This window comes from Bradyrhizobium sp. CIR48 (assembly GCF_014198315.1).
Lineage (GTDB): Bacteria > Pseudomonadota > Alphaproteobacteria > Rhizobiales > Xanthobacteraceae > Bradyrhizobium.
On the sequence record NZ_JACIHG010000013.1, the window covers coordinates 233,089 to 256,762 of the forward strand.

Annotated in this window: 19 protein-coding genes and 1 pseudogene; 11 read left to right on the plus strand and 9 right to left on the minus strand. The window is 66.1% G+C overall.

All coding sequences use genetic code 11. The features are described from left to right. Positions 1 to 27 precede the first annotated feature (27 nt). Complete coding sequence (locus GGD66_RS34085) at positions 28 to 981, minus strand: alpha/beta hydrolase (RefSeq protein ID WP_210321766.1); 954 nt, start codon at positions 979 to 981, stop codon at positions 28 to 30. A gap of 99 nt (positions 982 to 1,080) precedes the next feature. After that, positions 1,081 to 1,260: a hypothetical protein gene (locus GGD66_RS42295; RefSeq protein ID WP_312014214.1), complete on the minus strand. Its 180-nt coding sequence runs from the start codon at positions 1,258 to 1,260 to the stop codon at positions 1,081 to 1,083. Between the two features lie 1,066 nt (positions 1,261 to 2,326). On the opposite strand from GGD66_RS42295, the gene GGD66_RS34095 reads away from it, so the two are divergent. Both GGD66_RS34095 and GGD66_RS34100 read left to right on the plus strand, forming a co-directional pair. Then, complete coding sequence (locus GGD66_RS34095; protein WP_183261021.1) at positions 2,327 to 3,817, plus strand: amidohydrolase family protein; 1,491 nt, start codon at positions 2,327 to 2,329, stop codon at positions 3,815 to 3,817. A gap of 3 nt (positions 3,818 to 3,820) precedes the next feature. After that, a complete protein-coding gene (locus GGD66_RS34100) occupies positions 3,821 to 4,750 on the plus strand; it encodes a GTP-binding protein (RefSeq protein WP_183261023.1) in 930 nt (309 codons plus the stop codon). A gap of 76 nt (positions 4,751 to 4,826) precedes the next feature. On the opposite strand, the gene GGD66_RS34105 is transcribed toward GGD66_RS34100, so the two are convergent. Then, positions 4,827 to 5,204: a tautomerase family protein gene (locus GGD66_RS34105; protein ID WP_018317276.1), complete on the minus strand. Its 378-nt coding sequence runs from the start codon at positions 5,202 to 5,204 to the stop codon at positions 4,827 to 4,829. 160 nt (positions 5,205 to 5,364) lie between these two features. Here GGD66_RS34105 and GGD66_RS34110 point away from each other — a divergent pair, with 160 nt between their 5' ends. Continuing rightward, positions 5,365 to 5,964, plus strand: coding sequence for a TetR/AcrR family transcriptional regulator (locus GGD66_RS34110; RefSeq protein ID WP_183261025.1), 600 nt, complete (start codon positions 5,365 to 5,367; stop codon positions 5,962 to 5,964). A 60-nt stretch (positions 5,965 to 6,024) separates the two neighbouring features. Here GGD66_RS34110 and GGD66_RS34115 read toward each other — a convergent pair whose 3' ends face one another. Together GGD66_RS34115 and GGD66_RS34120 are read right to left on the minus strand one after the other, a co-directional pair. After that, entirely contained in the window at positions 6,025 to 6,492 is a 468-nt protein-coding gene (locus tag GGD66_RS34115; RefSeq protein WP_183261027.1) for a hypothetical protein, read from the minus strand. A gap of 11 nt (positions 6,493 to 6,503) precedes the next feature. After that, positions 6,504 to 7,004 carry a hypothetical protein gene (locus GGD66_RS34120; protein WP_183261029.1) on the minus strand — a complete coding sequence of 167 codons (501 nt, stop codon included), beginning with the start codon at positions 7,002 to 7,004 and terminating at the stop codon, positions 6,504 to 6,506. 285 nt (positions 7,005 to 7,289) lie between these two features. Between GGD66_RS34120 and GGD66_RS34125 the strand changes: the two genes are divergently transcribed. The 4 genes and pseudogenes from GGD66_RS34125 (at position 7,290) to GGD66_RS34140 (ending at position 16,265) form a co-directional block, all read left to right on the plus strand. Continuing rightward, complete coding sequence (locus GGD66_RS34125; RefSeq protein WP_092260679.1) at positions 7,290 to 8,972, plus strand: methyl-accepting chemotaxis protein; 1,683 nt, start codon at positions 7,290 to 7,292, stop codon at positions 8,970 to 8,972. 161 nt (positions 8,973 to 9,133) lie between these two features. Beyond that, positions 9,134 to 10,855, plus strand: coding sequence for an AMP-binding protein (locus GGD66_RS34130; protein WP_183261031.1), 1,722 nt, complete (start codon positions 9,134 to 9,136; stop codon positions 10,853 to 10,855). A 12-nt stretch (positions 10,856 to 10,867) separates the two neighbouring features. Then, positions 10,868 to 14,172: pseudogene (locus GGD66_RS34135) on the plus strand (carboxyl transferase domain-containing protein). Between the two features lie 224 nt (positions 14,173 to 14,396). Next, positions 14,397 to 16,265 (plus strand): sigma-54-dependent Fis family transcriptional regulator, encoded by a 1,869-nt coding sequence (locus tag GGD66_RS34140; RefSeq protein ID WP_183261033.1) that lies wholly within the window; start codon positions 14,397 to 14,399, stop codon positions 16,263 to 16,265. Positions 16,266 to 16,516: 251 nt separating this feature from the next. On the opposite strand, the gene GGD66_RS34145 is transcribed toward GGD66_RS34140, so the two are convergent. Together GGD66_RS34145 and GGD66_RS34150 are read right to left on the minus strand one after the other, a co-directional pair. After that, positions 16,517 to 17,086, minus strand: coding sequence for a flavin reductase family protein (locus GGD66_RS34145; RefSeq protein WP_183261035.1), 570 nt, complete (start codon positions 17,084 to 17,086; stop codon positions 16,517 to 16,519). A 58-nt stretch (positions 17,087 to 17,144) separates the two neighbouring features. Beyond that, positions 17,145 to 18,242: an LLM class flavin-dependent oxidoreductase gene (locus tag GGD66_RS34150; RefSeq protein ID WP_183261086.1), complete on the minus strand. Its 1,098-nt coding sequence runs from the start codon at positions 18,240 to 18,242 to the stop codon at positions 17,145 to 17,147. A 210-nt stretch (positions 18,243 to 18,452) separates the two neighbouring features. On the opposite strand from GGD66_RS34150, the gene GGD66_RS34155 reads away from it, so the two are divergent. The 3 genes from GGD66_RS34155 to poxB all read left to right on the plus strand — a co-directional run bounded on the left by GGD66_RS34155 (position 18,453) and on the right by poxB (position 21,860). Beyond that, entirely contained in the window at positions 18,453 to 19,379 is a 927-nt protein-coding gene (locus tag GGD66_RS34155) for a 2-dehydro-3-deoxygalactonokinase (RefSeq protein WP_183261037.1), read from the plus strand. 1 nt (position 19,380) lies between these two features. Continuing rightward, positions 19,381 to 20,013, plus strand: a complete 633-nt coding sequence (locus tag GGD66_RS34160; RefSeq protein WP_183261040.1) for a 2-dehydro-3-deoxy-6-phosphogalactonate aldolase — start codon at positions 19,381 to 19,383, stop codon at positions 20,011 to 20,013. 110 nt (positions 20,014 to 20,123) lie between these two features. Then, positions 20,124 to 21,860 (plus strand): ubiquinone-dependent pyruvate dehydrogenase, encoded by a 1,737-nt coding sequence (gene poxB, locus GGD66_RS34165; RefSeq protein ID WP_183261042.1) that lies wholly within the window; start codon positions 20,124 to 20,126, stop codon positions 21,858 to 21,860. On the opposite strand, the gene GGD66_RS34170 is transcribed toward poxB, so the two are convergent. Then, positions 21,857 to 22,222, minus strand: a complete 366-nt coding sequence (locus tag GGD66_RS34170) for a hypothetical protein (protein WP_018317263.1) — start codon at positions 22,220 to 22,222, stop codon at positions 21,857 to 21,859. The two genes, poxB and GGD66_RS34170, sit on opposite strands and share 4 nt — an antisense overlap. Positions 22,223 to 22,289: 67 nt before the next feature. Further along, on the minus strand, positions 22,290 to 23,198 hold the full coding sequence (locus GGD66_RS34175) for a PaaI family thioesterase (RefSeq protein ID WP_183261044.1): 909 nt from the start codon (positions 23,196 to 23,198) through the stop codon (positions 22,290 to 22,292). Between the two features lie 116 nt (positions 23,199 to 23,314). On the opposite strand from GGD66_RS34175, the gene GGD66_RS34180 reads away from it, so the two are divergent. After that, complete coding sequence (locus GGD66_RS34180; RefSeq protein WP_165637419.1) at positions 23,315 to 23,635, plus strand: hypothetical protein; 321 nt, start codon at positions 23,315 to 23,317, stop codon at positions 23,633 to 23,635. The last annotated feature ends 39 nt before the right edge of the window (positions 23,636 to 23,674 follow it).

A 23,674-nucleotide genomic window follows, 5' to 3' on the forward strand; every position in this document is an offset into this window, starting at 1 on the left:
CGCGCATGGCTCGGCACAGCCTCTCTCTCACGCCGTCGTGCCGTCGATCGAGCGGCGGATCACCTTCTGCACCTCCGAATTCGACAGGAACAGATCGTGGTTGATGATGCCCCAGCCTTCCTGGGAGGCATCGACCACACGCACACCGAGCCGCGCGATGACCGCTTTCTCGGCCGCGCCGACCCGCGTCATGCCACCTGCGAGCTGTCCCGACAGCGCGAGTGCGCGATCGTTCGTCGCGGCGATCACGGTGATCTTGCCGGCCAGCGGGCCGATGCGCTGGATCGCCGACGAGAACACGTCCATGTCGATATCAGGCGCGGCAAACACCACGGCGCCGATCTTGCTCGTGACCGTGTCGCCGTAACGAGCGTGGAGCTGCCGCAGGCTTTCGAGCGTCAGCATGGTTCCCATGCTGTGGGCGACGATGTGCACGCGGCCGGCGCTTGGCGCCGACACGAGCGCAGAGAGTACGCGTTCGAAATCGTCGCGCGACCACATCGCGCTGTCGCGGTCATAGGCGTAGTCGAACAGGCCGGCCTTGGAGGGCCAGGAGAACACCATGGTCCGGCCGCGGAACTTGATCCCGTCGGAGAGATGGGCGCCGTCCAGCACGGCCGTCTCGAATGTCTGCTTGAAGCCGTGCACATAAATCAGCACGTCTCCTGTCCCGGCTTGCGCAGCAAGATCGCCAGCGTCGGCCGGCACCGCTTCGACCCGATCAAGGCGCCAATCGCCAAGTCCAACGGAGGCGAGGGAAAGACGGCTCTCGTCCGGCGCCGCAAGCTTGGCCCGCGCGACCGTCATGGCCGTCGCGCGTTCCGGCCCAAACCAGGGTTTGGCACGGGCGCCGTTGACGGGCTTGCGCGTGGTGGTGACGAGCACGGTCGGGTCGACGGAGAGGGACGACGCATCGAAGCGCGCGCCGGTCGCACCCAGGCCGGCGCATCCGCCGAGCGTGAGGGCACTTCCTGCCGACATGAGTCCGCCGAGGAAAGCGCGGCGAGAAACGGAACGACGGGAGTCGCGTTGCAGAGGACGTCGGACGATCACTGGGAACCTTTGGGAACTTTGCCCACCTCACGCCGCCCCGCCTAGCTCACTGAATGACAATGCAGGCGAGAAGACGGCGGAGCCGGTTCGCGGCGGGTTCAAGTCATGGCGCACTCTCAACACGGCCTCGTAGGACGTAATTTTCTTGATCTGAGGTGCGAGCACGTCCTCTGCCGTTTCGAGGTCGAAGCGGGTCTGAATGTTCATCCACAACGCGGCGCCTGTCTTGAAGAACTTTCCGAGCCGCAGCGCAGTGTCGGCCGTGACGGGTTTTTCTTCGCGCGCTCGATCCGAGTGCGTGGCACATTCAGGGCCGCCGCGACCGCGCAGGGCGTCACTTCAGCGGAACGAGAAATTCTTCCCGTAGGATTTCTCCCGGATGAATCGGCGGGAGTTTCCTTGCCATCTGCGTACTCCTTTGGTCGGCCACGGGCGGCCTACCGGAGACCACGGAGGTTACTCGCCGGCCGTTTGCTTCTCAAGCCGGGACCGTGCATTCGAGGCGTGCCACAGATCGATCGGCGCCCGTCAAGCGAAACAGGCCAAAGTTCTGTCAACCCCTCCACGCAAAAATATTCCACTTTACCGAAATTCGGATTTGTCGTATGTGTCGGCCATTCCAGCCCACCAAAGGGGCGGTCGTACGTCGTTTCGAGCGCGGGCTGGGAGTTGCGGTGGACGCGGGCGGCGTTAAGGCGGAGCTTGCGCGTGCAGGGCGAGAGAACCTCGTGAGCATGCGTGACCTGCGAAGACGAACGGCGCCCATGTCCGGCGGAGCCTCTTGGCGAAGCCGGATGGCCTGCGTACGGCAAAACCGTGTGGTCCTGGCCGTCGTTGCTACGGTCAAGCCTTTCGCGGAGATGCGAGCGAGCCCAACCGGGCAGACTGCATCATCCAATTCGCGGGGCGAGGGAGGCCAGAAGGAAAGTTCGGCTCCCGGGAGAGCGCGGCATATTGGCCGTCAGACCATCGCGCAGGGAAGGCCTGGTTTCGGCTGCCCTGTGTCTCCCCTGTGCATTGCATGTGCAATCTGTTCAGCACGGGGGTCTTTACGGGTGCCAGCCGGCGCCCGGCCTTCCCTGCGCCCTTTCTTTCGAGAGGGTGAGGAGAGCAGCACAGCTCGGGCAAACCATGCCGCGAGGACGCGGGCGCGCGTCCGCGGGTTGCCTGCCAAATGACCTTCCGTGCGAGCATGATGCGTCGGCTTCAGTGGAGGTGGTCGTCGCTTCCGGAATCTGCCTTGATGCGATTTCGACGTGGAGGGAGTGACAATATGAGCGGCTTGGTGATCTCTGGCGGCCGGGTGGTAGATCCCGCGAGTGGGATGGACGCCGTCGGTGACGTGGCGGTGGTGGACGGCAAGGTCGCCGCGGTCGGTACGGGCCTCGGCGGCGCCGAGCGCGTGATCGACGCGACCGGGCTCGTGGTCGCCCCCGGCTTCATCGACCTGCACGCCCATGGCCAATCGATCCCGGCGGACCGCATGCAGGCGTTCGACGGGGTGACGACGACGCTCGATCTCGAGGCCGGCGTGCTGCCGGTCGGGTCCTGGTATGAGCGTCAGGCGAGAAAAGGCCGCGTGCTGAACTACGGCGCCGCCACCAACTGGGCGTTTGCGCGCATCGGCGCAATGACCGGCTCCAATGCGGAGAGCTCGCTGGAGGCGTTCGGCAACGCCATGCGCGACCGCCGCTGGATGGACAACGTGGCGAGCGATGCGGAGGTCGCCGGCATTCTCGAGCGTCTCGGGCGCGGTCTCGATGAAGGCGGCATCGGTATCGGCATCCTCAATGCCTATGCGCCGGGCGCCGGCGTGCAGGAGCTGACCGCGGTCTGCCAGCTCGCCGCCGCCAAGGACGTGCCGACCTTCACCCACGTCGCCTTCATGTCGCGCATCGACCCAGAGAGTGCGGTGGAAGCCTATATCCGCCTGATCGGTTATGCCGGCGCCACCGGCGCGCACATGCACATCTGCCATTTCAACTCGTCGAGCAAGACCGACGTCGAGCGTTGCCGTGTGCTGATCGCGAAAGCGCAGGCGCAGGGCCTGCCCATCACGGTCGAGGCCTACCCTTACGGCACCGGTTCGACCGTGCTGGCCGCCGCCTTCTTCAGCGACCCCGAATTCGTCGAACGCAACGGCACCGGCTACGATTCGGTGCAGCGCGTGACCGACGGCTATCGCTTCCACGACCGCGAGGAGCTCCTGAAGGCGCAGGCCGAGGAGCCGTCCTCGCTGGTGCTCTGGCACATCCTCGACATCGAGAACAATTCGCATCACCGCGACCTGCTCGACATGTCGGTGCTGTATCCCGGCGGCGCGATCGCGTCCGATGCGATGCCGTGGACGACGTCGGACGGCAAGACCTACACCGGCGATGCCTGGCCGCTGCCTGACGATGCCACCTCGCATCCGCGCTCAGCCGGCTGCTTCACCCGCTTCATCCGCGAATGGGTGCGCGAGCGCAAGACCGTGTCGCTGCTCGAAGGCGTGCGCAAATGCGCGCTGATCCCGGCGGAAATCCTGTCGCAGAGCACGCCGGCGATGCGCGCCAAGGGCCGGCTGACGAAGGGCGCGGACGCCGACATCGTCGTGTTCGACTACGAAAAACTCTCGGACCGCGCGACCTTCACGGCGATGAACCGTCCGTCCGAAGGCGTGCGGCATCTCGTGGTCAGCGGCCAGATGCTGATCAGCGACGGCGTGCTGGACCTCGCGGCGCGTCCGGGTAAGCCGGTGCGCCGCCCCGTGGTCGGGGGCTGACCCATGCCGGTCCCCATTCTCCTGGTGACGGGCTTTCTGGGGGCGGGCAAGACCACGGTCGTGAACCATCTCCTGGCGCATGCGGAGGGGCGGCGGATCGCCGCGATCGTCAACGATTTCGGCGCCATCAACATCGATGCGGAGCTGATCGCGGGCGCCAGCGACGGCGTGGTCAGCCTCGCCAATGGCTGCATCTGCTGCTCGCTCGAAGGCGATCTGCTGCGCACGCTCTCGACGCTGCTGCGGCGCGATCCGAAGCCCGAACACATCGTCATCGAGACCAGCGGCGTTGCCGATCCCGCCGACATCGTCCGCAATCTGATGGACCCCGTGATCCTGCGCGAGGCGCCGCTGGAGACGGTGCTGTGCGTGATCGACGCCGCGACACCGCCGGCCGCGTTTGAGGATGCGCTCCAGCGTTCGCAATTGCGCGTCGCCGATATCGTGGCTTTGACCAAGCTGGACCTGGCGGACGAGGGCGCGGGGGCGCGGATGCGTCAGGCCATCCGCGCCTTGCGCCTTCCCGCCGTGGTGGTCGATGCGCGGCATGGCGAAATCCCGTCCGCGCTGCTGTTCCCCGCGAATGTCGAGCGTGCGCCCGCGCCGCGTGATCCGGGTCCGAAACGGCCGGCAGAAGAGCGCTTCGAGACGATGAGCTGGACCTCGGACCGGCCGATCTCGCTGCCGCGCCTGCAGCAGGCCATCGGCCGTCTCGCGCCGAAGCTGGCGCGTGCGAAAGGCCTGTTCGAGACGGTCGAGCAGCCGGGACGCCAGATGGTGTTTCAATTCGCCGCCGGCCGCGCCACGCTCGCCCCGGGCGATGCGCCCGCGCCGGGGGTGCGGCGGACGCGGATCGTGTTCATCGCCGAGCTCGGGGTGCTGTCGAAAGCCGAGCTCGACGCGATCATGGAAGCGTGCGTTGCAGGCGAGTAGGGCAATCCGCGCCGATCGCAGGGCGTATCAGGCGCCTCAATCCTCGATCGGCAGGGCACCGGCAGGTCCGCCCAGCTCACGCGAATTGCGCCAGCCCGTGACCGACGGACCAGTTCTCCTTGGGGGCATCGAGCACGTTCACGAACACGTCCTCGGGCCGGACGCCCGGGCTTTCGCCGAGAAGGTCCGCGATCCGGCGATACAATGCCTTCTTCTGCTCGGGAGTGCGCGAGGCGAACACCGTGATCTGGATCAGCACCGCGTCGTCGCTGCGCTCGACGCCGTAGGCATTGCCGCAGCGGAAATTCGCCGGCTCATGCTCGGTGATGGCCATGAACGCGTCGTCCACGGGCACGTTCAGCGCCTCGCGCATGGCGCGGTAGAGGCCGTCGAGAATCGCCTGCCGGTAGGCTTGCGGCTTGCCGGCGCGCATCGAGATGTGGAGCAGAGGCATCGCGCGTCCCTTTGCATGCGGGCCCGACCAGCAAGGCGAATGCGTACGCCGCTGTTCGGTCCGGTGTTGAAACGGGCTATCAATTCCAATTGGTTTTTGACACGATGTCGAGAAAGCATGTTCTTGACGTTGTGTCAAATACTTCCCAAAGGAGCCGAGCTTGCGGCCGCGCGAATTCGACCATGACGATGTCCTGCGCATTGCGTTCGACCAGTTCTGGCGCAAGGGCGTGCGCGGCACCTCGCTGTCGGACATCGCGCGCGATGCCGGCGTCCAGCGCGGCAGCCTTTACAACGCCTTCGGCAGCAAGGAAGCGCTGTTCCTGCAGGCCTATGAATGCTATGCGGAGGATTATCTCCTCGCGCTGCAGAAGGCGCTCGGGACGGGCAGCCTGCGGAAGCGCCTCACCGCTTTCTTCGATCTGACCATCACCAACTTTCGCTCCGGCACGCCCCCGCGCGGATGTCCGACCACGCGCGGCCTGATGGAGCTCGGCGCCGCGGAAGGCGAGGGATTGGACGAAGAAGCGCGCCAGGCCTTTGCGGGCCTTATCTCGCGCATCACAGCACTGGTTCAGGACACGTTGTCGGCAGGCGCCGAGCGCGGCGAGTTCAACGGCAACGCCGGGGCCGCGGCGCTGCACATCATCACCGTGACGCGCGGTCTCGCCGTGCTCGAACGTGCCTTCGGCGATGAGCCGCAATTGCGCAAGATCGCCGCGCACACCATCGATCTCGTGCTCGGCAGGAAGGGCGGCTAGCGCATGATCCGGAAAAGTGTGAAGCGGTTTTCCGGAAAGATCATGCGCAAACAACAGCCCTCAGCACAAGGCGAGCGCGTTGACCGCCCGCGTCGCCGCAGCTTCCTTGCCGGAGCCGACGAACGCGCAGACGATGGATTCGAGCTCGCCCGGCTGCTTGCGGCGCGCGACCGCTAGCAATCGCATCAATTCCGTCTCGTCCTTCGACAGCCGACGGCAGGACGGCGGCATGAAGCACAGTTCGCATGGCCGGCCGCTGCGCAGGATCCTGACCAGCGCTGCCACGCGCGCGACCAGCAGCGGACTGTCGGCAATGCCAGGCGCCTCGTCGGCAAAGCGATAGGCGGCTTCCCAGCAATCGGAGGCGCCGGTGGTGTAGGCCGCCCCGATGAAGCGGAACAGCGACAGCGCGACGCGGCAGAAATCATCGTAGCTGTCGACGCAGGGGGGCGCTCCAAGCGCGGCCTGGAGCGGACAGAGCCGCGATGGGCCGGCGTCCGGCACCGAGGCGCAAATAGCTGAGGGCATGACCGATCTCGTCAATGCAATGTCGGGCTTCCGACCAGCCAGCTCTTCATCGCCATGGTGCGATCATGGTCGAGGGATCGCACCTGCCGGTCGGGCAGGATGAGGCCTGCCATGCGGAAGATCGTGGCGAGCCCCCGCACGGGCGCCAGCGCCCAATCGGCACCGACCGGCGGCAGCCAGCTCTCGAAGCGTTCGCGCACGATGTCGATGCGATCCTGTTGGGCCGCGGCGATGGCCTGCAGAATCCCGTGCTCGCTGTCCGACATGCGCGGACAGGTCGGGCAGTGCACTTCGATCGCGGTATGGGCCGTACAGGCGAAGATCTCGATGATGGATTCCAGCGAGAGCACGGCATCGCCCACGCGGAAATGGTCGTACACCTCCTGGATATCGGCTGCGGTCGGAACGGCGCCTCCGCTGCGTGCCTTGGCCCGGAATCCCCAGATGAAGAGCCGTTCCGCCGCACTGAGCGCGGGAAGGTCGAGAGACCCTGATGATGTCGATTGATGCATGAAACCTCTGGCCGTTGGCTGCGCTCACGCCACAGCTGGCGCTGATTGTCTGCATCGATCGTTCTGCCGGAGCCCTCTCCAAGTCAACGCTCGCAGGGGCGATATCGAGGTCTTCTAGTCTTGAAGAGGTTTATATTCGAAGACGGGGGCGGCGCCGCGAGGGTGCGAAAGCCGTGCGCGGCCGCCGGGCTTCGGCGGCCGATTGGGGAACCCGAATGCTTAAAGCTTTGCTAAGGGGATCGGGATAATCTGGCATGTCTGTCCCGCCAAATTTCGTGAGCTCCGATGATTTTCTCCCGCATCAGTTTCAAGCTGGTCCTGATTGTCGGCATCAGCCTCCTCGGCATGATCGCGCTGGCACCGATCGCCCTGTCGACCCTGCGCACGCAAATGGTCGCCGATCGCCAGGCCAAGACGCAGCAGATGGTTGATGTCGGCTACGGCATTCTCGCCCACTACCAAAAGCTCGAGAGCGAGGGGAAACTCCCGCGCGAGCAGGCCCAGGCCGCCGCGATCGCCGAGATCAAGAGTCTGCGCTACGACAAGGTCGAGTATTTCTGGATCAACGACATGGCCCCCAAGATGGTCATGCATCCGATCAAGCCCGAGCTCGACGGCAAGGATCTGTCCGGCATGAAGGATCCCGCCGGCAACGCGCTGTTCATGGGCTTCGTCGACGTCGTCAAGAAGCAGGGCGCGGGCTTCTACGGCTACCTCTGGCCGAAGCCCGGCTTCGACCAGCCGGTCGGGAAAATCTCCTATGTGAAGGGCTTTGCGCCCTGGGGCTGGATCATCGGCACCGGCATCTATCTCGACGATGTCGACGCCGTCTTCCGCCAGGCCGCGACGACGTTCGGCTATGTCTGTCTGGCCGTGCTGGTCCTGGTTCTCGGCGCGTCCTTCGTGATCGGCCGCAGCGTGACCCGGCCGCTGGCAAAAATCACCGCGCTGACCGAGCGGCTTGCCGCCGGCGACAGCGCGTTCGAGGTGCCCTATACCGACCGCAACAACGAGGTCGGCGCGCTCGCCAAGGCGCTGGCCGTGTTCAAGGACAATGCGTCGGCCGTCGGCCGCATGCATGCCGAGCAGCAGGAGCTGAAGCAGAGGGCCGACGACGAGAAGCGCAAGGCCATGACTGACCTCGCCGGCAAGTTCGAGGCGAGCGTCCAGGCCGTCGTCCGCGATGTCTTCAACGAGGCGCGCGCGATGCAGCAGGCCGCGCAGGGCATGTCGGAAACCGCGGACAAGGCGACCGACCGCGCGAGCTTCGTCGCCTCCGCCTGCCAGCAGGCCTCGAGCAACGTGCAGACGGTGGCCTCCGCCGCCGGCCAGCTGTCGTCCTCGATCTCGGAGATCAGCCAGCGCGTCGCACAGGCCGCGACGGTGGCCGACAAGGCCGCCGCCGACGGCCAGCGCACCAACGACACCGTGCAGGGGCTGGCAGCGGCCGCGCACAAGATCGGCGAGGTCATCGACCTCATCAACCAGATCGCCTCGCAGACCAATCTGCTCGCGCTCAACGCCACGATCGAGGCGGCGCGCGCGGGCGAGGCCGGCAAGGGCTTTGCGGTGGTTGCGAGCGAAGTGAAGTCGCTGGCGAGCCAGACCGCGAAGGCGACCGACGAGATCGGCGCGCAGATCACCGCGATCCAGGCCGAGACCAACCAGGTCGTCGGCAACATCGAGAGCATCCGCGCCACCATCATGGAGGTCAACGAGATCTCCTCGTCGATCGCCGCAGCGGTCGAGGAGCAGGGCGCCGCGACGCAGGCGATCGCCCACAGCGTGCAGGAGGCGGCCTCCGGAACCGATCAGGTCTCGCAGAACATCTCCGGCGTCACCGACGCGACCGCGGCGACCGGCCAGGCCGCAGGCCTCGTGCTGCAATCGAGCGGCCGGCTGACGCAGAAGCTGCAATCGCTCGAAAACGAGGTCAGCGCTTTCGTCGCGGGCGTGCGCGCGGCGTAACGAAACGCGCTGCGAGAGACTTTCTTTTTCCGCGTCGCGGCATCGGCCGCGACGCCGATGCTGTTTTTCTTGACATGACCTCTGCCGTGCTCGACGTGTAGCGATGTCGATTGACGGCACGTGCGTGCCTTCGAAAAGAAAAGCAACACGGGAAAGACGTCATGAGCGCGGGCCTCAACGAGAAGGATTATCTCGCCACCTTGCGTGGCCTGTGGGACAAGGCCTGGCCGAAAGGCATGCCGCGTTCGCCGAATTATCTGCACGGCGAAGTTCCCTTGACGGAATATCTGCGCGCCTGGGCGAAGCGCAGTCCGGAGCGGCCCGTGGTGATCTTCTACGGCCATGTCACCACCTATGCCGATCTCGATCGGCAGAGCGATCGCTTCGCGGCGCTGCTGGCGGCCAAGGGCGTCGGCAAGGGTGACCGCGTCGCCGTGTTCCTGCCGAACTGCCCGCAATTCCACATCGTGTTCTTCGGCATTTTGAAGCTCGGCGCGATCCATGTCCCCGTCAGCCCGCTGTCGCGCGCGTTCGAGCTGTCCTACGAGCTGAACGACACCCAGGCCGAAATAATCGTGGCGCTCGACCAGCTCGTCCCCGTCGTCGAGCAGGTGAAAGGCGAGGTGCGCCTGCGCGAAATCATCGTCACCAGCTTCGCCGACGTCATTCCGGTAATGCCCGCGTTCCCCACGCCGGACTCGATCCGCGCGCCGCGCGTTGCGGTCCCGGGCGCGACCGATCTGCTGCCGGCGCTGGCGGCAATGCCCACACCTCTGCCGCTGCCGCCGCCTGGGCTCGATGATGTGGCCGCGCTCAACTACACCGGTGGCACCACGGGCATGCCCAAGGGCTGCGTCCATACCCATCGCGACATGGTCTACACGGCCGCGGCCAATTACGGCATCTCGGTGCTGTCGGACGAGAGCAGCGTGTTCCTGTCGTTCTTTCCGGAGTTCTGGATCGCTGGCGAGAACTTTGGCCTGATCTTCCCGCTGTTCTCCGGCGCGACGCTGGTGCTGCTGGCGCGCTGGGATGCCGTCGGCGCGATGGCGGCGATCGACAAGTACAAGGTCACGATCACCGCGATGCCGGTCGACGGCGCGGTCGAGCTGATGGACCATCCGCGCTGGAGCGAGTTCGACCTGTCGTCGCTGCAGCAGGTCCGCGTCGTCTCCTTCGTCAAGAAGCTCAACGCCGATTATCGCAAGCGCTGGAAGGGTCTGACCGGCACGATCCTGATGGAGGCGGCATGGGGCATGACGGAAACCCACACCTCCAACACCTTCACGGCGGGCTTCCAGGATAACGATTTCGACCTCAACAATCAGCCGATCTTCGTCGGCCTGCCGGTCCCCGGCGCCGAGTTCAAGATCACCGATTTCGAGACCGGCGCATTGCTGCCGCTCGGCGCGGAAGGCGAGATCCGCGTGCGGACGCCCTCGTTGCTGAAGAGCTACTGGAACAAGCCGGAGGCGACCTCCGAGTCGCTCGTCGACGGTTGGCTGCGCACCGGCGACATCGGCACCATCGACAAGGACGGTTTTCTGCACTTCCTCGGCCGCCGCAAGGAGATGCTGAAGGTCAAGGGCATGAGCGTGTTTCCGCCGGAGATCGAGGCGCTGCTCGGCCAGCACCCGAAGGTGCTGGGCTCAGGCGTGGTCGGGCGCGACGATCCTGACAAGGGGCAGGTGCCGGTGGCCTATATCCAGCTCAAGCCGGAGGCGGTCGGCACCATCTCTGCGGAAGATCTGCGCGCCTGGTGCGCCGAGCGCATGGCCGTCTACAAGGTCCCGGAAGTGCGTATTATCGATGCCCTGCCGCTGACGGCGACGGGCAAGGTGAAGAAGCAGGATCTCGATCCGAATCTTCCTGCTGCTGTCTGAGTGAGAGAGACGATGTCGTTCAAGAAACTCCTGATCGCCAATCGCGGCGAGATCGCCATCCGCATCGCACGCGCGGCGGCCGATGCCGGCATCGCGACCGTTGCGATCCATCCCACTGATGATGCGCTGTCGCTGCACGTGCGTGTGGCCGACGAGGCGGTCGAAATCCCCGGCCGCGGCGCCCGGGCCTATCTCGACATCGATGCGGTGGTGACGGCGGCGAAAAGCGTCGGGTGCGATGCCGTGCATCCCGGCTACGGCTTCCTCAGCGAGAACGCCGCATTCGCCAAGGCGTGCGCGGACGTGGGCCTCACCTTCGTCGGGCCGAAGCCGGCGGCGCTCGAATTGTTCGGCGACAAGGTCGCGGCGCGGCAACTGGCAAAGCGTTGCGGCGTGCCGATCATTGCCGGCACCAGTGGGCCGTCCTCGCTGGAGGAGATCACGGCGTTCTTCGCTTCGCTCGGCAGCCATGCTGCGATCGTGATCAAGGCCATGGCCGGCGGTGGCGGTCGCGGCATGCGCGTGGTCGAGAACGCATCCGATCTTGCGGAAGCCTATGCGCGCTGCCAGTCCGAGGCCAAGGCGGCCTTCGGCTTCGACGGCGTCTATGCCGAGCGGCTGATCCGACAGGCGCGGCATATCGAGGTGCAGATCATCGGCGATCGTCACGGCGCGATCTCTCATCTCTGGGAGCGTGAATGCACCATCCAGCGCCGGCACCAGAAGCTGATCGAGGTGGCGCCGAGCCGTCGCTGAGCGATCCCTTGCGCGGCCGCATCATCGAGGCGGCCAAGCAGCTTGCGACGGCGGCGGCTTACGACAATCTCGGCACGTTCGAGTTCCTGGTCGACGGCACGGCCGAGGACAGTTTTGCCTTCATCGAGGCCAATCCGCGGCTGCAGGTCGAGCACACCGTGACGGAGGAGGTGCTTGGGCTCGACCTCGTCCGTGCCCAGCTTGCGGTCGCGGCGGGCAGCACGCTCGCCTCGCTTGGCCTTGCGCAGGGATCGATCCCGAAGCCACGAGGCCATGCCATGCAGCTTCGCGTCAACATGGAAACGCTGGACGAGACGGGCGCCACGCATCCGACCGGCGGCGTGCTCGCCGTGTTCGAGCCGCCGTCGGGGCCCGGCGTGCGCGTCGATAGTTTTGGTTACGCCGGCTACAAGACCAGCGCGGCCTTCGACTCGCTCCTTGCGAAAGTCATCGTGCATACGCCGGGCGAAGCCTGGCATGATGTCGTTGCAAAAGCCTCGCGTGCCCTGCGCGAATTCCGGATCGACGGCGTCGTCACCAACATCGCCTTTCTCCAGGCCGTGCTCGCGCATCCCGATTTCAGGACCAACCGCATCGCGACCGACTTCATCGATCGCAATATCGGCAAGCTCGTGGATGCCGCCGATGGCGCGGCCAAGCCGCTTTACTTTGCGCCAAGCGAGGGAAGTGGTGTTCACGGTGCCGAGACGCACGTCGTGCAAGTGGTGCCTGAAGGCACGGTAATGGTCGCTGCACCCTTGCAGGGAACCATCGTCACCATTCAGGTGAAGGAAGGCGAGATCGTGCGCCCCGGCCAGCAGCTCGCCGTGATCGAGTCCATGAAGATGGAGCATCTGGTGATGGCCGAGCAGGGCGGCCGGGTCATGACGCTCGTCGCAGGTGACGGCGCCACGTTGATGCATGGCGAGGCAATCCTCTATCTGGAGCCGCTCGACGTGGCGGCCGACAGCACGACGGCTGAGGCCGACATTGATCTGGACCACGTCCGCCCCGACCTCGCCGAGCTGATCGCCCGCCAGGCCAACACGCTGGATGCGAATCGCCCCGCCTCGGTCGAGCGCCGCCGCAACACCAACCAGCGCACCGCGCGCGAGAACGTCGCCCAGCTCGTCGACGACGGCTCGTTCATGGAGTACGGCAGCCTCGCCATCGCGGCGCAGCGCCGCCGGCGCAAACTCGACGATCTCATCAAGAACACGCCGGCCGACGGCCTCGTCATGGGCGTCGCCACGGTGAATGGCGAGAAGTTCGGACCCGAGGGCGCGCGCTGCATCGTTGTGGCCTATGACTACACCGTGCTCGCGGGCACGCAGGGCCACATGAACCACAAGAAGATCGACCGCATGCTGACCCTTGCGGAAGACTGGCGCGTGCCGCTGGTGTTCTATGCCGAGGGCGGCGGCGGCCGGCCCGGCGACACCGACCGGCTCGGTATGACCGGGCTCGACGGTCCGTCCTTCGTGCAATTCGCAAGGCTCTCCGGCCTCGTGCCCGTGATTGGTGTCGTCTCCGGCTATTGCTTCGCCGGCAACGCCGCGATGCTTGGCTGCTGCGACGTGATCATCGCCACCAAGAACGCCTCGATCGGAATGGGCGGCCCTGCGATGATCGAAGGCGGCGGCCTCGGCGTCTATCATCCGGCCGAGGTCGGCCCGGTCTCGTTCCAGTCGCCGAACGGCGTCATCGATATCCTCGTCGAGGACGAGGAGGAGGCGACATCCGTCGCGCAAAAGTATCTGTCCTATTTCCAGGGCGCGGTGACGGAATGGGAGGCCGCCGACCAGCGCCTGCTCCGACGCGCCATCCCCGAGAACCGGCTGCGCGTCTACGACATCCGCAGCGTGATCGACCTCGTCGCCGACAAGGATTCCGTGCTGGAGCTGCGCCGCGACTACGGCGTCGGCATGATCACCGCGCTGATCCGCATCGAAGGAAAGCCGTTCGGCCTGATCGCCAACAATCCGCGCCATCTCGGCGGCGCCATCGATGCCGATGCCGGCGATAAGGCCGCGCGCTTCCTCCAGCTCTGCGACGCGTTCGACCTTCCCGTCGTTTCGCTCTGCGACACGCCCGGCTTCATGGTCGGCCCGGAAGCCGAGAAGACCGCGATCGTGCGCCATGTCTCGCGCATGTTCGTGACGGGCGCGAGCCTCACCGTGCCCTTGTTCGGCATCGTGCTGCGCAAGGGCTATGGTCTCGGCGCGCAGTCGATGATCGGCGGCGGCTTCCACGCCTCGTTCTTCACAGCGGCCTGGCCGACCGGCGAGTTTGGCGGCATGGGGCTGGAGGGTTACGTCCGCCTCGGCTTCCGCAAGGAGATGGAGGCGATCACTGATCCCGAGGAACGCGAGACCTATTACCGCAACAAGGTCGCCGAGCTCTATGCCAACGGCAAGGCGGTCTCGATCGCATCGGTGTTCGAGATCGACAACGTCATCGATCCCGCCGAGACGCGCCGGTGGATCATGGCCGGCCTGCGCTCGGTGCCGAAGCCTCCGGCCAGGGTCGGGAAGAAGCGGCCGTGCATCGATACGTGGTGAGGGCGGTGCAGCAATAGATGAGCCCGTCATTCCGGGCGCGCGCAGCGCGAACCCGGAATCTCAAGATCCTAGGGTGCGCAAGGGCACACCCTAGTTCGATGCTTCGCATCGCCCCGGGATGATGAGAAGAGACAGCGTGCCTCCAAGCCGTTCCCGGTTCCCGATTGACATCCCCGCCTGTGGTGCCAGACTTTGCACAATAATACAGGGTGGAGACGTCCGCGATGGCCAGCCTGTCGGCCTCGAACCATGTCGCCCGTGTCTTGTCCGTCGCCAATCAACTGGCCGACGTCGATGCCTCTTCGCGCATTGCCGATTCCTGGCGGCGCTGCCTGATCAGCCACAAGCTCGACCCCGCCCGCCAGGGACCGCCGCAGACGCTGACTGAAGCCGAGGTCCGGCATGTCGCCGAACCCATGGAGCAGCTGATCCAGCTGGCGACGCCGGAGCTCGAAGACCTCGCGCGGGTGCTGCGCGAGGCCGGCTATTGCGTCAATCTCGCCGACCCCAGCGCCACGATGCTGTGGAGCCGACTGCCCGGCCCGGCCGATACTGAAATCTTCATGCGCTGGAAGGTCTATACCGGCTCGAATTTTTCCGAGGCTTTCGAAGGCACCAACGGGCTCGGCACCGCACTTGCGGAGCAGAAGCCGATTCTGGTGCATCGTGACGAGCATTTTCGCGCGCAGTGGCACATGTTCTCCTGCGCCGTGGCGCCGCTGTTCGACCAGGCCGGTCGCCTCGCCGGTGCCGTGAACATCACCTCATGCCGAGAGGATCTCGAGCGCGCTGCGCATCAGCTCGCGCTCGCGGTGACGATGGAGGCGACGCGGCGCATGGAGGGTGCGATCTTCCGCGGTCATTTCCGCAACGCCTGGATCGCGACCGTGCCGGGCGACGGCGGCAGCGGTCTGCTCGCCTATGACGACGATCGCCGCATCGTCGGCGCCTGCCGTTCGGCGCGCGCACTGCTGGGTCTCACCGACGGCCTGATCGCATCCGGCATCGATCTGTCGCGCTACGTCAAGTTCGATCATCATGCCGGCCGCGGCGCGGACGAGACGGTCGAGTTGCGCCGCGCCGATGGCAGTGCGTTAGGGCGGGGGCATGTTGCGCCGCCGCTGCGGGCGAGATCATCGGCGCGCCCGCTCGCACCGCGCCGCGATGCACCTGTCGATCGATTCGACGCCCTGCATCGGCTCGCCGGCCGCGATCCCGGGCTGATCAGAAGCGTGAAGCGGCTCCGAAGCATCGGCGATCACAATCTGCCGGTGCTGCTCCATGGCGAGACCGGCGTCGGCAAGGATGTGTTCGCGCGCGCCATTCACGCGGCCAGCAACCGCGCGCGCAGCAATTATGTGGCGCTGAACTGCGCGGCGATGCCGGAGAGCCTGATCGACGCCGAGCTGTTCGGCTACGAGGCCGGCGCCTTCACCGGCGCGCGGCGCGACGGCTCGAAGGGCCTGATCGTGCAGGCCGACGGCGGCACGCTGTTCCTCGACGAAATCGGCGATATGCCGATCGCGCTGCAGACGCGCTTGTTGCGCGTGCTGGAAAACCGCGAGGTCTGGCCGCTTGGCGCGCTCAAGCCTGTCGCCGTCGACATCCGCCTCATCAGCGCCACCCACCGCGATCTCGGCCGCATGGCCGAAGAAGGCGGCTTCCGCGCCGACCTCTATTTCCGCCTGCGCGGCCTCGAGGTGCGGCTGCCGGCCTTGCGCGAGCGTGCCGATCGGGACGACGTCATTCGCCAGATCGCGCGCGAAGAGGCGCCGAACTGCAGGCTTTCGGACCAGGCGTGGTCGCAACTCTCGGCCTATTCCTATCCCGGCAACATGCGCCAGCTTCGCCACGTGCTGCGGCTCGCCGGTTGCACGGCGGAGAACGGGGTCATCACCGAGGCGGATCTGGATCTGCCGCCGTTCGGAGGACGGGCGGCGGAGCCGGATCTTGCAAGCGCCGAGCGCGCCACGGTCGTGGAAGCCTTGCGCCAGCATGGCGGCCGCGTGACGGCGGCGGCCCGCGCGCTGAAGCTCAGCCGCGCCACGCTGTATCGGAGGATCAAGCAGCTGAAGATCGAGACCGCGCAGTAGCGTTCAGCTGCATGCGGCGAGACGGGTGAGGGGTCTCTCTCTCCGCGAGTCCGGAATCGTAGGGTGGGCAAAGGCGCACTTGCGCCGTGCCCACGTCGTCTCACCAATAGGCAGAACGTGGGCACGCTTCGCTTTGCCCACCCTACGATATCTGCACTTGTGGATAGATACCCCTCATCCGGCGCCATAGCCGAAGCTCTGCTTCGGCGTTCTTAAGAACGGCGGCCGAGGCAGCGTGGTCGCCGCTGTTCTTAAGAAAAATCCGTCCAGCTCAGATGCCGTGAATCGAGGTCGCCGACCGTCACCGTTTCGCGCATCTCATGCGGCGTGTGAAAACTGCTGCGCAGGTACACCAGTGGCGCTGCGGACGCCAGATGCGACACGCCGCGCACTTCGCCGACGAAGATCGAATGCGTCGTCGTCTCGAACTCCTGCGCCAGCACGCAGTCGAATGCGGCGACCGCATCCGTCAGCACCGGGGCGCCGGTGGCGCCGCGCGTCCATTGCCCGAACGCAAAACGGTCGTCGCCGTTGACGCCCTTCTGGCCGCTGAAGGTCAGCGCGAGCAGGGCGTGGTCCTCGTGCAGGAAGTTGATCGCGAACGCGCCTTCCTCGCGGATGCGCGCATGTGCGCTGGCGTTGCGGTTGACGCAGACGATCAGCGAGGGCGGGCTATCCGACAGCGAGCAGGCCGAGGTCACCGTCAATCCCGTGCGCTTGCCGTGCTCGGCGCCGACCGTGACCAGCGCGACGGCGCTGGCACATTGGCGCATCGCCTGCTTGAAATCCTTCACGTCGAGAGGATTGGCGTCGACCGTCACGCGGAAATCTCCGAAAACAGAAGCGGGTGCGACACGATCGCGCCGCACCCGCTGAGCGTCAAGCCGCCTTCTTCGCGGAGCCGAGATGCGCAAGGCGCGGCATCACCTCGTTCTTCAGCAGCGAGAGCGAGTGGTGCCAGGCTTCCGCCTTGTGCTTGTAGTCGAAGCCGAACACCAGCAGCACGCCGAAGCCGCCGACCTCGTCGTAGATCTTCTCGATCTTCTCGGCGACGGTCGCGGGCGAGCCGACGATCCAGTTCCGCTTGGCGCAATATTCGACCGTGACGTCGCTGTCGGGGACATCAGGGGCGTGCTTGAGATAATCCTTGAAGCCGAAATGGCCGAGCAGCGGCAGGAAGTACTCGCTCATCATCCGGCCCATCATGTCACCCGTCGAGAGCTTCCAGGCTTCCTCGTCGGTGTCGGCGACGAACACCTCGCGCACCAGGCGCCAGTCCTGCCGGTTCGGCTTGCGCCCGGTCTTGGCGGCGCCGATCTCGACCGAGTCCCAATGGCTGGAGACATAGGCCGGGTTGAGGTTGAGGCTCATCGGGATGAAGCCGCGCTCGCCGGCGAGCTTCAGCGTGTCCGAGTTCTTCGACAGCCCGGCAACGCCGATCGGCGGATGCGGCGCCTGCAACGGCTTGATGTGGGGCTTGAGGAAGTCGAACATCGTGTCCGGCTTGGTCACCGTCCAGAACTTGCCCTTGTGGGTGAAGGGTGCCGGCTCGGTCCACAGCTTCAGGATGATCTCCAGCGCCTCGCGCGTCATGTCGCGGTTCTGCCCGCTCATGCCGTCGACGTTGAACATCGCCCAATCGCTCGGCAGCCCCGAAGCTGCGACGCCGAAATTGAGCCGGCCCTCGGAGAGATGGTCGAGCATCGCGACGCGGTTGGCGAGCTCGGCCGGGTGGTGATAGGGCAACAGGAAGCCGCCGGGTCCGATGCGCAGCTTCTTGGTCTGCATCAGGGCCTGCGCGATCAAGAGGTCCGGCGTGGGATTGGGTTCCCAGGGCGCGGTGTGGTGCTCGCCGACCCAGGCTTCCTGATAGCCGAGCTCGTCGAGCCAGCGCATGACCTGCAGGTCCCAGTCGTGCCCTTCCTTTAGGCCGCACTCCGGCGGATGCGAAGGCATCGTGAAATAGCCGATCTCCATGGGTTTCCTCATCTGATGTTGACGCGTCTTCTCGCGCGTTGACGGAGTTGAGCGCCGAAGCTTCAGCAAGCGCTGTGCCAGCACGGCGGAGCCTCGAATTGCGGAGAAAGGGCTGGTTTGCCCGCACAATAGCCGGTATCTCGGCGGTAGACCCGCAAGACGTCGTCTCATTGTCGCGAGACGACGTCCCGGCCGTGAGACGAGGACAGAATGACCGAACCCGCTTATGTCGCGGTGGACTGGGGCACCAGCAGCTTCCGGCTGTGGCTGGTCGATCGTGCCGGCCAGGTGCTGACTGAGCGCCGCAGCGGCGAGGGCATGCTCGCCGCGGCGAAGACCGGCTTTCCCGCCGTGCTGCAATCGCATCTTGCCGCGGTCGAGGCGCCGGATCATCTGCCGGTTCTCGTCTGCGGCATGGCCGGCGCTAGGAACGGCTGGGTCGAAGCCGGCTATGTCGACACGCCGGCGCCGCTGGCCGCCATCCTGAAACAGGCCGTGCGCGTCCCCGGCGGAGCCCGCGACATCCGCATCCTGCCCGGCATCGCGCAGCGCGAGACAAAAGCGCCGGACGTGATGCGCGGCGAGGAAACGCAGCTGCTCGGCGCGCTCGGCCTCAAGGCCGCGGGCGAGGCGCTGGTCTGCATGCCCGGCACGCATTCGAAATGGGTGCGCGTGAAGGACGGCGTGGTCGAACGCTTCTCCACCTTCATGACCGGCGAGCTGTTCAGCGCCGTCTCGCGCGAGACCATCCTGTCGCTCGCGGTCGCCGGCGCCGACGAGGCCGAGGATGTCGCGAGCTTCAAGGCGGCGGTGAAAGCCGCGTATGAGGCGCCCGCCTTTGTCGCCAATCACTTGTTCGGCGCGCGCTCACGCCAGCTGCTGTTCGGCGGCACGCCGGCCGCGGCGCGCGAGACGCTGTCGGGCACGTTGATCGGCGCCGAGCTGGCGGCGGGGCTCTCCGGCCCCGTTCCCCAAGCGGGCGTCGAGCTGATTGCATCGGGGCGGCTTGCGATGCTGTACCGGCTGGCGTTCGAGGCGCTGTCGGTCAACGCAATTCCGGTCGACGCGGATGAGGCCGTCCGCCGCGGCCTGTCGATGGCGGCTGCCGCGATCTGGACGAAGCAGAAGGACTTTTGAGATGAGCGTTCCCTTTCCGCCGATGAAGCGGCCGCTGGTTGCGATCCTGCGCGGCGTCAAGCCGGAGGAGACCGAGGCGATCGTCGCCGTGCTGATCGAATCCGGCATGACCGCGATCGAAATTCCCCTGAACTCGCCCGATCCGTTCCGCTCCATCGCAACGGCCGTGAAGCAGGCGCCTTCAGGCGTGCTGATCGGCGCCGGCACGGTGCTGACCACCGCGGATGTCGATCGTCTCAACGACGTCGGCGGCAGGCTGATGGTCTCGCCGAATGTGGACACGCAGGTGCTCGCGCGTGCGCATCAGCACGGCATGGTGACCTTGCCTGGCGTGTTCTCGCCGACCGAGGCGCTGCTCGCGGCGCGCTCGGGCGCATCGGGCCTGAAATTCTTTCCGGCCAACGTGCTCGGCGCATCCGGCATTGCCGCGATCCGCGCCGTGCTGCCGCCAGGCGTCATGATCGCCGCGGTCGGCGGCGTCTCCGATCAGAATTTTGCGGAGTACATCGGGGGCGGCGTCACCGCCTTCGGGCTCGGCTCCAGCCTCTACAAGCCCGGCATGAGCGCGGCCGATGTCGCAGGCCGAGCGAAGGCAACGATCGCGGCTTACGATCGGGCAATTCAGAAAGATTGAACGGACAATAAACTAGCCGTGATCCTGACATGGCCTATTGTGCCACATAGTGTCGCGATGCTGACGTTTTGCGCATCGCATTATGTGACTGGCTGAATCAGGAGACCGACATGGCGATCAACAACGTGGCCGATCTGTTCGTGGCAACGCTCGAGCAGGCCGGCGTCAAGCGCATCTACGGCATCGTCGGCGACAGCTTGAACGCCCTGACCGAATCGCTGCGCCGCCGCGGCACGATCGAATGGATCCATGTCCGCCACGAGGAGGTCGCCGCGTTCGCCGCCGCCGGCGAAGCCGAGATGACCGGAAGCCTTGCGGTGTGCGCGGGCTCCTGCGGTCCCGGCAATCTGCATCTGATCAACGGCCTGTTCGACGCGCATCGCAGCCGCGTTCCCGTGCTGGCGATCGCGGCGCAGATCCCGACCGCCGAGATCGGCGGCGGTTATTTCCAGGAGACCCATCCGCAAAACCTGTTCCGTGAGTGCAGCCATTATTGCGAGCTGGTGTCCGACCCGAGCCAGCTTCCTTACGTGCTGGAGAATGCCATCCGCGCGGCGGTGGGCCTGCGCGGTGTCGCCGTCGTCGCCATGCCCGGCGACGTCGCATTCCGTAGCCCGCCCAAGCGCGCGCTGTCGACAACGCGCGGACTCGCGCTGTCGGCGCCGAAGGTGGTGCCGCAGGCCGATGAGCTGCAGGCGCTCGCCGAACTCCTCAACGGCACCGAGCGCGTCACCCTGTTCTGCGGCCGCGGCTGCGCCGGCGCGCATGCGCCCTTGATGCAGCTGGCGGAAGCGCTGAAGAGTCCGATCGTGCATGCGCTCGGCGGCAAGGAGCATGTCGAGTACGACAATCCCTATGACGTCGGCATGACCGGCTTCATCGGCTTCTCCTCCGGCTATGCCGCCATGCACGCCTGCGACGCCCTGGTGATGCTCGGCACCGATTTTCCCTACGAGCAATTCTTTCCGACCGATGCGAAGATCGCGCAGGTCGACATCCGCCCGGAAAATCTCGGACGACGCTGCAAGATCGATCTCGGCCTCGTCGGCGACGTCAAGCTGACCATCGAGGCGCTGCTGCCGCTGCTGAAAGCAAAGACGCAGCGCAAGCACCTCGACGATGCCGTCGCGCACTACAAGAAGGCGCGCGAGGGCCTGGATTCGCTGGCCAAGGGCACGCCGGGAAGCAAGCCGATCCACCCGCAATATCTCGCAAAAATCATCAGCGATCATGCTTCCGACGATGCGGTCTTCACCGCCGATGTCGGCACGCCCACGGTGTGGGCCGCGCGCTATCTCGACATGAACGGCCGCCGCCGGCTGGTCGGCTCCTTCGTGCACGGCTCGATGGCCAACGCCATGCCGCAGGCGATCGGTGCGCAGGCCGCCCAGCCCGGCCGCCAGGTGATCTCGCTGTCGGGCGACGGCGGTTTCTCCATGCTGATGGGCGATCTCATCACGCTGACGCAAATGAAGCTACCGGTGAAGGTCGTGATCTTCAACAACGGCGTGCTCGGCTTCGTCGCGCTGGAGATGAAGGCGGCGGGTTTCGTCGACACCAATGTCGACCTGGAGAATCCCGATTTCGCGGCGATGGCGCGCGCCATGGGAATCTTCGCCAAGCGCGTCGAGGACCCCGGCGAGCTTCCGGGCGCGGTGAAGGAGATGCTCGCCCATGACGGGCCGGCGCTGCTCGACGTCGTCACCGCCAAGCAGGAGCTGTCGATGCCGCCGACCATCACGCCCGAGCAGATCAAGGGCTTTAGCCTCTGGGTCCTGCGCGCGGTGATGAACGGCCGCGGCGACGAGGTGCTCGATCTCGCGAAGACGAACCTATTGCCGCGTTAGCCCCGCTTCACCGAAGGCGCGGGCAGTCGCTCGTGCCGGTTCTGGAAGCGTTGCCAGTGCATCACTGAGCCGATCAGCAGGGCCGGCACGAAGCCGAGCAGGATCAGGAAGTGCGGCAGCTCCTTCGGCGAGACGAAGGCGATGGCGATGTCCGAGATCAGCCAGAGCGCCGCGAACATCACCGCAAAGTCCGTTCGCGGGCAGCGCAGGTAGTAGAACACGGCGGTGATGACGATGGCGGGTCCGATCGCCACGCCGATCATGATCGCGGTCAGCTCCTTCGGCGTCAACGCGTCGAGCATCATCGAGGCCAGCAGCCAGAGTGCGGCGAACATGGCGACGATGTCGAGCGGATGCCGCAATCCAATACCTCTCGCGGGGACGTGCTATCGTTGTGGCCGGGGCTGCGGCCGTCAAGTCAAAATGCGCTTATTCCTCGTCACTTCCTGGCGTCGGGCGCAGCATGAAATGGCCGAAGGCGGTGGCGATCGGCTTGTCCGCATCGTCCTGCCAGGCGCGCGCCTCGAAGGCGACGATGCGCCGGCCCTGCTTGACGATCGAAACGTTGGCAAACGTATCGAGCGCACGGCCGGAGCGCAGATAGTTGACGGTGAGCCCGATCGGCTTCGGCGGCGCGGCGGCGCCGAGCTCGCGCGCGACGCCGATGATGGCCGTGGTCTCGAGGAAGGCCCCAGTCATGCCGCCGTGGATCGCGGGCAGGATCGGGTTGCCGATGATGATTGGCGAGAACGGCATCGTCAGCGTGCCGTCGTCATTGACGCGGATGCCGAGCGCGCGCGCGAACGGGCTGCGCGCGAACGGGCCATCCGGATCTTCCGGCGCCTCCAGCACCGGGATGCTGCGCGCATCCATCCTGCGGTCGGCGAGCATGTTGGTGCGGTTGGCACCGATCATGAAGCAGGCGGTCGCAGTCGCCACCGGATCGTCCTCGGATTCCTGATAGGCGGTGGAGCGCACGAAGGCGATCGAGCGCGTGGTGCGGTAGCACACCGAATGCGCCTTGATGTCGAGGCCCGGCGTCGCCGGCTTCTGATAGTCGATGCGCAGGTCAAGGGTTGCGATCGCGCGCGTGCCGTCGAGCGCAAGTTGCACCGCCATGCCGCAGCTCTCGTCCAGCATCGCGGTGACGACACCGCCATGCAGCACGCCGGTCTCGGTGTCGCCGACGAAGACGGGCCGGTAGGGCAGGCTCGACCAGGCCTCAGCTGGTGCAAAGCGATCGAGCTGGAGCCCGCTGATATGGCCGTAATCGGAGCGGCGGCCCTGGATGGCGTCGGCGAGTTCCTCGAATGGGAGCGTGGTCGGTATGGTGCACATGGGGACGTTTTAGACCAGTGTCGGGCGCCGCGCAAAACCCCGAATTGGCCTCGACAGAGCAGGCCGAAGCACCGATGGTGGGCGCTCCGTTCGCCGACTAGCCGCAAGGAGCGCCCATGGCCGACCCCGAAACGCCTGCCAACAATCAGGGGCCCGTCACCATTTCGAGCTCCAGCTCGGAGCGGGCGCCGATCATCTATTTCGACGGCGCGTCCTGCTTCGGTCATCACAACGGCGCGATCCAGATCGAGCTCGCCGCTAACTTGCTCATGCCGGTCGGTGCCGCGGTCAGGGTCGACGTGATCCAGACCGCGCACCTGCGCTGCAGCGTGGCCGCCGCGCTGGCGCTGCGCGAAGCCCTCGACAAGGCGCTGGCGATGTACCGGCAGGGCCAGCAGCAGCCGGTGACGGAGGAGATCCCGACGGTGAAGAATTGAAGCTGGTGGTGCGACTGCGTCGGCCTTCATGGTTCGAGA

What these genes read in the sequence shown, in the direction of transcription:
- GGD66_RS34085 (WP_210321766.1), bottom strand. Translation starts at nt 981, where the DNA reads ATGTCGGCAGGAAGTGCCCTCACGCTCGGCGGATGCGCCGGCCTGGGT.
- GGD66_RS42295 (WP_312014214.1), bottom strand. Translation starts at nt 1,260, where the DNA reads ATGAACATTCAGACCCGCTTCGACCTCGAAACGGCAGAGGACGTGCTC.
- GGD66_RS34095 (WP_183261021.1), top strand. Translation starts at nt 2,327, where the DNA reads ATGAGCGGCTTGGTGATCTCTGGCGGCCGGGTGGTAGATCCCGCGAGT.
- GGD66_RS34100 (WP_183261023.1), top strand. Translation starts at nt 3,821, where the DNA reads ATGCCGGTCCCCATTCTCCTGGTGACGGGCTTTCTGGGGGCGGGCAAG.
- GGD66_RS34105 (WP_018317276.1), bottom strand. Translation starts at nt 5,204, where the DNA reads ATGCCTCTGCTCCACATCTCGATGCGCGCCGGCAAGCCGCAAGCCTAC.
- GGD66_RS34115 (WP_183261027.1), bottom strand. Translation starts at nt 6,492, where the DNA reads ATGCCCTCAGCTATTTGCGCCTCGGTGCCGGACGCCGGCCCATCGCGG.
- GGD66_RS34120 (WP_183261029.1), bottom strand. Translation starts at nt 7,004, where the DNA reads ATGCATCAATCGACATCATCAGGGTCTCTCGACCTTCCCGCGCTCAGT.
- GGD66_RS34125 (WP_092260679.1), top strand. Translation starts at nt 7,290, where the DNA reads ATGATTTTCTCCCGCATCAGTTTCAAGCTGGTCCTGATTGTCGGCATC.
- GGD66_RS34130 (WP_183261031.1), top strand. Translation starts at nt 9,134, where the DNA reads ATGAGCGCGGGCCTCAACGAGAAGGATTATCTCGCCACCTTGCGTGGC.
- GGD66_RS34140 (WP_183261033.1), top strand. Translation starts at nt 14,397, where the DNA reads ATGGCCAGCCTGTCGGCCTCGAACCATGTCGCCCGTGTCTTGTCCGTC.
- GGD66_RS34150 (WP_183261086.1), bottom strand. Translation starts at nt 18,242, where the DNA reads ATGGAGATCGGCTATTTCACGATGCCTTCGCATCCGCCGGAGTGCGGC.
- GGD66_RS34155 (WP_183261037.1), top strand. Translation starts at nt 18,453, where the DNA reads ATGACCGAACCCGCTTATGTCGCGGTGGACTGGGGCACCAGCAGCTTC.
- GGD66_RS34160 (WP_183261040.1), top strand. Translation starts at nt 19,381, where the DNA reads ATGAGCGTTCCCTTTCCGCCGATGAAGCGGCCGCTGGTTGCGATCCTG.
- poxB (WP_183261042.1), top strand. Translation starts at nt 20,124, where the DNA reads ATGGCGATCAACAACGTGGCCGATCTGTTCGTGGCAACGCTCGAGCAG.
- GGD66_RS34175 (WP_183261044.1), bottom strand. Translation starts at nt 23,198, where the DNA reads ATGTGCACCATACCGACCACGCTCCCATTCGAGGAACTCGCCGACGCC.
- GGD66_RS34180 (WP_165637419.1), top strand. Translation starts at nt 23,315, where the DNA reads ATGGCCGACCCCGAAACGCCTGCCAACAATCAGGGGCCCGTCACCATT.